The organism is Fusibacter sp., from assembly GCF_057447755.1.
Genome location: NZ_JBVBZF010000116.1, coordinates 1 through 10,536, shown reverse-complemented (window position 1 = coordinate 10,536; position 10,536 = coordinate 1). Strand labels below are relative to the sequence as shown.

The window sequence follows — 10,536 nt, the reverse complement described above, 5'->3', positions numbered from 1 at the left end:
GTTAAGGAAAATCATGTGGTACCAGAAGATATCCAATTTATTGTCACAAATGACATGAGTGTGGATGTTGAAAAAGATTTAAGCACAGTTATCAATAATGCCTTAGGTGGTCTAATCTGTGTTGTTATTGTGCTCTATATCTTCATTGGCTTAAATGAAGCCCTAATTGTGGCAACTGTAATTCCCTTATCGCTTTTTATCAGTTTCATTATTATGACTTTTACAGGTGTGACCTTTAATACACTTTCTTTAGCGGGCTTCATCATAGCCCTGGGTCTTTTAGTGGATAACGCTATTGTGGTCATGGAGAATATAGACCGTCTCAGAGATGAAGGTGTTGACCGTATTAGGGCATCCAAATTTGGTTCAAATCAAGTTGCACCAGCTATTCTCGCTGCAACATTAACAACACTTGGAGCCTTTGTTCCTGTAACAATGACGCCAGGGGTTCAAGGTCAGTTCCTCTCGAATTTACCTAAGACGGTCATTTACATTATTTCTGCGTCCCTCTTTGTATCCATAGTGGTGACACCAGCATTGTCTGCAAAGTTTTTGACGCCTTATAAAAAGAAAAAAAGTCATCAAAACAAATCTGATAAGTTTAGAAACATTCTTGCTGGGATAGTGATTTTTGTACTCTCACTTGTGGCATTTTCAAATCAATGGCATTTGACCAGTGCCAGCATTTTCTTGGCGTTTGCCTTTACAAGTGTCTATGGGATTAAAATATATTCTCAAAAATTAGCAGAGAAAAGTGATAGTCCTGGTTTTATCGAAAAATACAAACAATTTGTCTATACGACGATTGTTTCAAGAACAAAGAAGTCCCTAATCGTACTATTAGCAGTGGTTCTCTTCGTGGGGTCAATTATGACAATTCCTATGGGTATTCTAAAGTTAGAATTGTTCCCATATGAAGAACCGAGTTCAATCAATGTTAATATTGAAACCCCAGTAGGGACGCCACTTGAAGATACAAATGATATCGTTTATGAAGTTGAAGCTCTGCTATATGATATTGATGATCTCGAATCCTTTACTTCTAAGGTAGGAAATGATGGTCCTAATACGGCTAAAATTATTTTGGAACTTGTGGACAAGGACCTTAGAGTATTATCAGGATCTGAAATTGAAAATCAAATCAGGTCAAAACTCAAGGCTATTTCCGGTGCGACCTTCCAGCTGGATCAAGCGAGTTTTATGTCCCCAATGGGAAGCGGTGCTGCTGTAAGTTTAGGACTCAAGGGCGATGATCTCGATACCATAGTTAACTATGCAGACCAATACTATGAAAAACTTTTAACAATAGATGGCATTGTTGAACCTAGACTATCAACGGATGGTGGTAAAAAAGAAATACTCATTAATATAGACGGCAATAGAGCTGCCTATTATGGTCTTTCAGTAGCTCAGATTTCTTCAGATCTTAGAAAGCATATTTCAGGGTCAACAGTGGGCACCTATGTGGAAAATGATAATGAGTACGATATCTCAATTTATTATGCAGAAGACCACATAAGTCACCTAAAAGACTTTGATAAACTGTTCTTTTTAAATGCGAGTGGTGACAAAATTTTCTTTGATGATGTGGCAACCCTTAAAACACAGACTGGCTTGGGAACCATGAAGAAAGAAAACGGGAAGAAAGTTGTGTACGTGGAAGCAGATTTAAAGGATGGCTATAATGTCTCTGAGGTTAACAGACAATTCTCAGAAGCGGTTAAAGATATTACATTACCTTCAACCATCTCTCCTGTTGTGGGTGGTGAAATGAGTGATCTCAATGAACAGCTCAAGAATATGGCAATCAATTTTGGCATTGCATTGCTCGCAGTGTATATCATATTGGTTCTACAATTTAATTCCTTTATTCAACCTGTTATGATATTGCTTTCCATCCCATTTGCATTGATTGGGGTTGTATTTGGCCTAATTGTGACACAAAATAACCTAGGCTTTTATGCGATGTTTGGTATTGTAGCACTGGTAGGGATCGCCGTTAATGATGCGATTGTGTTAATCGATTATATCAACTATCTTAGAAATAATGACTTTGAGTTAAGAGAAGCAGTTGCAGAGGCTGTTAAGACGAGATTTCAACCAGTACTTGCAACCTCTTTGACAACGATTGGTGGTGTTTTACCACTGGCACTCTATAATTCTACTTTTAGTCAATTGGGCTTTTCTCTAATTTTCGGGTTAGTAGCATCAACGGTATTAACACTCTTGATTATCCCAATGATTTATTACAGCATTGAAAAAAGAACTTTAAAATGGTGGAAAGGTGGCACAAATGAAAATGAATAAAAAATCAATTATAATAATCAGTATAATCGCTATTTTAGTGGTTATCATCGCAATTCCCAAACCAGGTGGTCCAGAGGCTAAAGTAGACCAGTCGCTTGATTTGGCACTTGATGATGCCATCTCAACGACTGTCACTACGGAAAAAGTCGCATTAGGCAGTATTGAGGAAACTATTTTCACAATCGGTTCAGTTGATCCTGTTGAAACTTTTAATGTAAATGCAAAGGTTTCTGGTGAAGTTAAAGAGACTTATTTCGAAATAGGTGACCATGTCTCAAAGGGCGATATCCTTTTTGAAATCAATCAGGATACGTTTGATATCAATAAATCACAAACTTTAACACAATTGAAAAACGGATTAGACCAATCAAGATTAAGTTTAGACCAGGCAAAAAAATCATTTGAGGAACAATTACAGCTATTTGAATCAGGCGCTGCATCCAAAACGGTCTATGATAATGCAAAAACAGCCTATGACAATGCGCAAATTGCATATGACAATGCTCTAAACAACTATAATAGCACTGTTTCAAGCTTGAATGAGCAAAAGGACAATTATGTGCAGAAAAGCCCAGTCGATGGTATTGTTGTGGGCAAAAGCATCTCGAAATCAATATTTGCCTCAGGTCAAAATGGTTATACAATCGTCCCTGAGAGTCAATATGTGGTTAATGCTTCAATAACCTCAAAATATGTTAAAGCCATTCAAAAGGGACAAGCTGCATCTATTTATGTTAATACGTTGGATAGGACATATGCAGGTGAGGTATTGTCGATCTCAACTGTTGGTCAAAGAGGTGCATACCCAATTGAAATTAGTATTGATGGTGACGATGCTTTAATGTCAGGTCTTTACAGTGAAGTTAAAATTGTTGTTGATACCCATCAGAACACTGCCTTAATTTCAAAGAATGCCTTGATTAAAGAAGGCGACAAGGCTTATGTATATCGGGTTAAATCTGATCAAACCGTGGAAAAAGTATCTGTAATCGCAGGGATCGAAGATGAAACACATGTTGAAATTCTACAAAATCTCGATATAGATGATGAAATTGTCGTGCGCGGGAAAGAATATCTCACTGCGGATGCAAAAGTCATGATAAAATAAGATAAAGTATAGGGGTGGCTTAACCACCTCTATATTTACATAGTATTTGATAAATACGCTTTTGGAGGTAAAAAATGATCCCTTCTCCTCAGAAGAAAATTTCAAAAAAGTTTAGAAATCGTGTCATTTTAACATGGTTTATTGCGACACTTTTGCCTATTTTTGTTATGATTGGGTATATTGCCGTTATTGTAGGACCCGCTTTTTGGGGGTTTCTCTCTGACCCTCAAAATTTAAATGAGCATATATGGCAGCTAAAAAAGTGGAATCAAGAGGAGTTTGCATTTAGATATTTAAACAATGTGATTATTGAAAATCCAGAAGAGCTTCTCTTATCATCGACTTATGATCCAATTATCAATGATAAATCTGATAAAAAAGTGGAATGGTTTCTACTGATTAGAAAAGGTGATGAAGTAAAATCTTTCAACGATTTTAATTCAGAAGAAGGCGTTAAGATCGCCAATAAATTCAAGTCGATAAATGGACCGATTTTACCTGAATTTGGCGGTTATTATTATACCAAGAATGAAGAACTCTTTGACAAAACGGGTTATATCGTTCAACGGCAAATGGACTTTTATTTCTCTGATGGTGATGAAGGGAGCTTGTTCTTCCTAACAAAGGTCGTCAATGTTCCTGGTGAAATTGGAAAATTTGTGGCCAATTATTTTATCGTTTTATTTATTATTCTAATTATTATGATGGTGAGTTTTTTAGTTCATGCAACCCTCAACCTAACTAAGAATTTTGATAAGGTCGTAACGGTTATACACGAAGTCAGCAATGAGAACTTTGAGCATAGACTTGATATCGTCACAGAACCTTTGAACCAACTAACAGTACACCTAAATCAGATGATTGAGAAGCTTGCTGAAGCTAAAACCTACAGAAATTTCATAGAAACTGGAAAGACAGAATTCATCTCTAATATGACACACGATATAAAAACGCCTTTGACCTCTATAAAGGTTCAGGTGGAGGCGTTGTCAGATGGCGTTGTTAAGGATCCTGATCAGATCAACCATTATTATAAGAGCATTCAGACCAAATTAACTGAAATTGATAAGATGATGAATGAACTGCAGCTTTTTAATGAACTTGAAACACAAACCATGAATTTTGATTTTAATGTAGTGGATCTTAAGTATTTCTTCGATGACATTGTCAACGAGTGGCAATATGACCCTTATTATTCAGCAATACAGTTTGAATATGAGTTCAGTAATGAAACGCGTGCTTTGGCATTGATTGATCCTATAAAATTAAAACGCGTATCATCAAATGTCTTAACCAACACCTTGAAATATGCAAATGTAGACCCTATTGTTTTTTATATTAAGTTAAAAGTATTGGAAGATGTCATAGAAATTGACATGGTTGATAATGGCAATGGTATTCCCAATGAGGAACTCGACAAGGTCTTTATGCAGTATTATCGTATTGATCCTGCGAGAAATCAGCAAATTGCAGGTTCAGGACTTGGGCTTGCCATTTGCAAATCGATCATAGACAGGCATAATGGACAAATATCGGCATATAATGATGAAAAGGGCGGTTTTGGTATTAAAATTGTTTTAGCAAGGATTGGAGAGACTCATGAAAAGAATATTATTGATTGAAGATGATGTTGAGATTGGTGAAGTTGAAAGAGCCTATCTTGAAATTTCGGGATTTCAGGTAACCGTTGAAAAGAATGGTATTAGAGGTAAAGAGTTAGCCCTCAAAGAAAATTTTGACATGGTCGTTTTGGACATAATGCTGCCTGGAATTGACGGCTTTAAAATTGCAGAGTCAATAAGAAGCTTCAAGGATATCCCGATTATGATTGTTTCGGCTAAGAACACTGAAGTCGATAAGCTCAGGGGCCTAAGTTTGGGGATTGATGATTATCTTACTAAGCCTTTTAGCCCACATGAGTTGGTTGCAAGGGTAAAAGCCCATTTAAAACGCTACGAAATGTTGAAGTCAGGTAATGGCAATCAACCCCATAGGACCTTTGAGTTAAAGGGCCTAACAATAGATTTTGAAACAAGACAGGTTTTTATCAATGGAGAAACTGTAGAACTCACTGTAAAGGAATATGATTTATTAGTATTATTGTCATCAGCCCCTAATAAAGTTTTTTCTAAGGATGAAATATTTGCAAAAGTATGGGGGTATGAGGCAGAACTGGACACATCTACTTTAACAGTGCACGTCAGAAAGCTAAGAGAAAAAATTGAATTTGATCCGAGTAACCCTGAATACATTCAAACGGTATGGGGTGTTGGCTATAAATTAAAAAAATAAAATGTAGATACTCGAAATAATATTTGTGTTCTAAATTTAACTCTTTTATAATAAAAGTATGGAAGGGTTATTTTTTTTTGAGTATACAAAAAAATTGAGCCAAAAGCTGTGAAGAGGAATGTTTAACCTCAAACAGCATCAGTGAAAATTGATTTGAGACATTGCAAGATGGCGAAATTGATTAATCTAGATTTGAGGAGGCACAAAATGCACACTAATTTTAGAAAAAATTTGAGTCAAAGATTAACCACAGGTGATGCTGTAATATTATTTTCAGGAAGCGCACCAAAGAGCACTGCGGATGCACACTATTCTTTTTTACCCAATAAAAATTTTTATTATTTCACTGGAATTACGAATGAAAATTTCATCGTTTTAATGCACAAAACAGAAAATGCTTTTGAAACGCATTTGTTCATAGAAAAACCGGATTATGACATTGAAAAATGGATGGGGCGTAAAATGACAAAGGAGACGGCTACAGCCATTTCGGGGATCGAATCCGTTAAATATTTAGAGGAGTTTGAGACCACCTTAAATCGATTGATTTACAGCGATTTGATTAAGTGCACCTACCTCGACCTTGAAAAACTTTCCTGGGATGAAGAGGATAGCAAGGCCTTGAAGTTTTCAAAGGAACTTCAAAAGAGATATCCCTTCATAAAGCTAGAAACCCTACATCCAATTGTAAGTGACATGCGTGTGATAAAAGAAGATGCTGAAATTGAACGCATAAAAAGAGCGGTCGAAATCACTGATCTGGGCCTAAAAAATATTTTAAATATGCTAAAACCTGACGTTATGGAGTATCAGCTTGAAGCAACATTTGCCTATGCAATACGTATGGCCGGTGCAGATGGAAATTCTTTCCCAACGATAGCGGCTTCTGGAGGAGATGCTGTAATCCTTCATTATGTAGAAAATAATAAAGCTGTTTCGGATGGCGATTTGGTACTCCTTGATCTTGGTGCACAGTATCAGCAATATGCAGCTGACATCACCAGAACATATCCTGTTTCAGGAAAGTTCTCAGAACGCCAAAAGACCATTTACAATATTGTGTTAAAGGCTCAGCAAGCGACAATAGAAGCTATGCAGGTTGGTGCGAAATTTGAAAGCCTCAATATTGTGTGTAAAGAGACACTTTCAAAAGAATTAAAGGCAATTGGTTTAATCACGTCTGATGAGGAACTGTCTAAATATTATTATCATGGTGTGAGTCATTACCTTGGACTTGATGTTCACGACTTAGGGGATAGAGATGTTGTTCTTAAGCCAGGTATGGTACTTACGGTCGAACCTGGACTTTATATTGCTGAAGAGCACATTGGTATTAGAATCGAGGATGATATTTTAATCACTGAAGAGGGACCTGTAAATCTATCTCAAATGATTCCTAAAACCGTAGATGAAATTGAAGCTTTAATGTTATAATGAGTGTATAAACATTGAGAGAGTGTTATGCACTCTCTTTTTATAGTAAATTTAAAGGAGTTTTTTGATGGTTACAAGTTTAGGAATTGTTACATTGCTCGGACTTTTGTTCAATGCACTTTTTACAAAAATGAAACTCCCAGGACTGCTTGGAATGCTTCTTTTAGGAGTATTGATAGGACCATACGGTTTTGATTTGTTAGATGACAACCTCCTCCTTGTTTCGGCGGACTTTAGAAAAATTGCACTTATTATTATTTTATTACGCGCCGGTCTTGGCATTAGTAAGGAGCAACTCAACCAAGTTGGGAAAACAGCCCTAAAGATGAGTTTTATTCCAGGTCTAATAGAAGGTATTACCATTATGGGAATGGCACATTTATTACTTGGTTTTACATGGATTGAGGGGGGGATTCTCGGCTTTATAATAGCGGCTGTTTCACCAGCAGTTGTGGTTCCGCAGATGATATATTTTCAAGAGAAGCGAATAGGGACTAAGAAAGCAATTCCAACACTTATTTTAGCAAGTGCCTCAATTGATGATGTGGTTGCTATTACAATATTTTCAGCATTCTTAGGCCTTTATAGTGGTCAACATGTCAATGTAGGGATTGAACTCTTTTCAATTCCCTTGTCAATTATACTGGGGATATTATCGGGACTTATTTTGGGAATTGTCATGGTCAAGGTATTTGAACGTTATCATATAAGAGACACTAAAAAGGTACTTATGCTTCTTGGCGTTGCCATTTTGCTGACAGCGCTTGAAAATGCACTTAAGAGCAAAATCGAAATTGCAGGTTTGCTTGGTGTCATGACCATCGGTTTTATATTACTTGAAAAAAGACCTGTCGTGGCAAAGAGACTTGCCGTTAAGTTTGGAAAAGTATGGATCTTTGCTGAAATTCTACTGTTTGTGCTTGTTGGTGCTCAAGTGAATGTAACGGTTGCACTTCATGCAGGTTTTAAGGGCTTATTGTTAATAGCCGTTGGCCTCATGGGCAGAAGTATAGGTGTACTCTTATCCACATTTAATACGGATTTAGATTTCAAAGAACGTTTATTTTGTGTTCTTGCCTATATTCCTAAAGCCACTGTTCAAGCGGCAATTGGTGGCGTACCATTAATGCTGGGTGTTGCATCTGGGGAAGTGATATTGGCAATAGCTGTTCTATCCATTGTTGTAACAGCACCGCTAGGTGCTATGGCAATTAACTTAGGTGCCAAGAGATGGCTCGAAGTTGAAACTCAATAATTTTTTTAAGCCTATTAGGAGTGAAATATGAGACAATTTTCAAATAGAGAGGCTTTAAAGCAGGAAATTGATAACAATGATATTGTTTTTATGCTTTTAAGCGATTTAGGCTGTAATGTATGCCTTTCAATTTATCCAGACATAGAAGAACTTGAGAAGAAGTATCCAAGAATAGATTTTATCAGTGCTGACCCGTCTATGGATCAAAGCATGATTGGTGAATACTTGGTTCTGGTTTATCCGACCATTATCGTATTTGTTGATGGCAAGGAAACATATCGATTTGAAAGATTAATGTCCTTCGATGATATTGAACAGAAACTTAACCGTCTTGAGACCCTGTACTTTGATTAGTAGAAAGTTAAGATGAGGTAGCCAAATGAAATTAATTAAACTAGATTATACACAAGTCATACATGCAAAACCCTACTTTGATCGTTTTAAATCCGAGATTTCTGATATCAATTTTACAAATTTGATGATGTGGCGAGATAAGTATAATTTTCACTACATCATCGTCAAGGATTTTTTATTTATCGTAAATATCAAGGGTGATCATCTTTATTTTTCACAGCCCATAGGCGATTATAGTCGTCCCGAAAAGGTTTATGCAGCCTTTAGTGAAATCAAGTCAATTTGTGAAAAAGAGGGGAAGCCCTTAATTATTAAAAAAGCAGATAATGATTTTGTGTCACTTATGAAAGCCTATGATGAAAAATTTGAGTTGAAGTATTCTGAAGACGAGCAAGATTATATTTATGACTTCGAATCTTTAAAGAACTTAAGGGGTAAGAAATACCATAAGAAAAAAAATCACATAAATAAATTTCTTAAGACTTATGAAAATTGGCAGTTTAAGTGGTATGAGGACACTGATTTTACAATTGTAGATGATTTGCTAATGAAATGGTTAGAGGTAAAAACAGATCAAGAGACGGATCCAAATTTGAGTTTTGAATATAATGGCATTATAGATATTCTTAAGCATAAAGCCTTGTTCGATCTCAAGATTGGACTCCTATTCGTAGATGATCAGCTAGCAGGTTTTATTATGGGTGAAATTATAAATAATGATACTTTACTGGTTCACATCGAAAAGGGCGATACTCAATTTGAATCAATTTTTACAGCGATTGGTCATTTCTTATATGAACAACTTGATCAAGTGGACTGGATTAATCGCGAACAGGATTTAGGCATTGAAGGCCTCAGAAAATCAAAATTATCTTATCATCCTGTCCGATTTATTACCAAAAATGAGTTGTGGTTTTAGAGTAAAACGCTGACACTTTTAGTGGTTGGCGTTTTTTTTATGATTGTCTGTTTGATCGTGGAGGCTAGATATTACAGCTTGTCAGAGAAAATTGTTAGATTTATATCGCCTAGGTGTTATTATGAGCTCTAGAAGGGTAAAAACCATATCGTAATCCTATTAAGATTTGAAAAGTGGAAGGTGACATTATGAATAAAAGAATTTTGCTTGTGGATGATGAGCAACAGGTATTGGATGCATTAAAAAGAGAAATCGACTGGCTAAAGCTTCCCGTTGACGTGGTTACCACCATTAATCCCATGTATGCCATGGATCTTATTGACCAAAACGATTTTTCCATGATAATTTGTGATCAGCGAATGCCTTCTATCTCTGGTGAAGATATTGTTCGATTTTGTAAAAAAAAGAAACCCTATATTATAAGAGTATTGATGTCTGCCTATGAAGATAGTGACTTATTGATACATAATTTTAATCAACAGAATATTGATTTCTTTATTTCAAAGCCTTGGTTTAGAAAGGATATCCATCAAATTGTGAATAGGATGCTTGATGAGACCCTGTAAAGGCTAAAAGCTGTTAAGCACTTAAAATGAACTTTCTTTACTCCAACTGTAGCAATTGACAAATCGTCATAAGCTGCAGTTTTTTATGGGTCTGAATATCACGAAACAAACTAAATTAACACGTTACGTGATTATTGTGATTAAATATCACATCCAGGGGTATAGATTAATCAAGGAGAAATTCAAATGGATAAATTTAGTGAACAATTAAAAAAATTGAGAAAAGAAAATAAATTGAGCCAAAAATCACTTGCTGAGAATATTGGTATTGCTCAGTCTGCAATTGCAAATTATGAGACGG

The 10,536-nt window shown here is 36.0% G+C and carries 10 protein-coding genes; all 10 read left to right on the top strand.

Annotated features, from left to right (window positions below; all coding sequences use genetic code 11):
- The coding region (locus tag AC220I_RS13005; protein WP_486724273.1) for an efflux RND transporter permease subunit at nt 1-2,307 on the top strand (2,307 nt) is incomplete at its 5' end.
- Nucleotides 2,294-3,415, top strand: a complete 1,122-nt coding sequence (locus tag AC220I_RS13000) for an efflux RND transporter periplasmic adaptor subunit (protein WP_486724272.1) — start codon at nt 2,294-2,296, stop codon at nt 3,413-3,415. The genes AC220I_RS13005 and AC220I_RS13000, both read left to right, overlap by 14 nt.
- A gap of 74 nt (nt 3,416-3,489) precedes the next feature.
- A complete protein-coding gene (locus AC220I_RS12995; protein WP_486724271.1) occupies nt 3,490-5,037 on the top strand; it encodes a sensor histidine kinase in 1,548 nt (515 codons plus the stop codon).
- Nucleotides 5,015-5,707 (top strand): response regulator transcription factor, encoded by a 693-nt coding sequence (locus AC220I_RS12990; protein WP_486724270.1) that lies wholly within the window; start codon nt 5,015-5,017, stop codon nt 5,705-5,707. The genes AC220I_RS12995 and AC220I_RS12990 overlap by 23 nt, the downstream gene beginning before the upstream one ends.
- 207 nt (nt 5,708-5,914) lie before the next feature.
- Nucleotides 5,915-7,141 carry an aminopeptidase P N-terminal domain-containing protein gene (locus AC220I_RS12985; RefSeq protein ID WP_486724269.1) on the top strand — a complete coding sequence of 409 codons (1,227 nt, stop codon included), beginning with the start codon at nt 5,915-5,917 and terminating at the stop codon, nt 7,139-7,141.
- 67 nt (nt 7,142-7,208) lie between these two features.
- Nucleotides 7,209-8,396, top strand: a complete 1,188-nt coding sequence (locus AC220I_RS12980) for a cation:proton antiporter (RefSeq protein ID WP_486724268.1) — start codon at nt 7,209-7,211, stop codon at nt 8,394-8,396.
- 27 nt (nt 8,397-8,423) lie between these two features.
- Complete coding sequence (locus AC220I_RS12975) at nt 8,424-8,750, top strand: thioredoxin family protein (protein ID WP_486724267.1); 327 nt, start codon at nt 8,424-8,426, stop codon at nt 8,748-8,750.
- A gap of 25 nt (nt 8,751-8,775) precedes the next feature.
- A complete protein-coding gene (locus tag AC220I_RS12970; RefSeq protein ID WP_486724266.1) occupies nt 8,776-9,669 on the top strand; it encodes a DUF2156 domain-containing protein in 894 nt (297 codons plus the stop codon).
- 188 nt (nt 9,670-9,857) lie between these two features.
- Nucleotides 9,858-10,235 (top strand): response regulator, encoded by a 378-nt coding sequence (locus AC220I_RS12965; RefSeq protein ID WP_486724265.1) that lies wholly within the window; start codon nt 9,858-9,860, stop codon nt 10,233-10,235.
- Between the two features lie 186 nt (nt 10,236-10,421).
- Nucleotides 10,422-10,536: helix-turn-helix domain-containing protein (locus AC220I_RS12960; protein ID WP_486724274.1), on the top strand; the 115-nt coding region annotated here is incomplete at its 3' end.

Coding starts and splice junctions, on each gene's coding strand:
- AC220I_RS12980 (WP_486724268.1), top strand. CDS start 7,209: ATGGTTACAAGTTTAGGAATTGTTACATTGCTCGGACTTTTGTTCAAT.
- AC220I_RS13000 (WP_486724272.1), top strand. CDS start 2,294: ATGAAAATGAATAAAAAATCAATTATAATAATCAGTATAATCGCTATT.
- AC220I_RS12975 (WP_486724267.1), top strand. CDS start 8,424: ATGAGACAATTTTCAAATAGAGAGGCTTTAAAGCAGGAAATTGATAAC.
- AC220I_RS12995 (WP_486724271.1), top strand. CDS start 3,490: ATGATCCCTTCTCCTCAGAAGAAAATTTCAAAAAAGTTTAGAAATCGT.
- AC220I_RS12965 (WP_486724265.1), top strand. CDS start 9,858: ATGAATAAAAGAATTTTGCTTGTGGATGATGAGCAACAGGTATTGGAT.
- AC220I_RS12985 (WP_486724269.1), top strand. CDS start 5,915: ATGCACACTAATTTTAGAAAAAATTTGAGTCAAAGATTAACCACAGGT.
- AC220I_RS12970 (WP_486724266.1), top strand. CDS start 8,776: ATGAAATTAATTAAACTAGATTATACACAAGTCATACATGCAAAACCC.
- AC220I_RS12990 (WP_486724270.1), top strand. CDS start 5,015: ATGAAAAGAATATTATTGATTGAAGATGATGTTGAGATTGGTGAAGTT.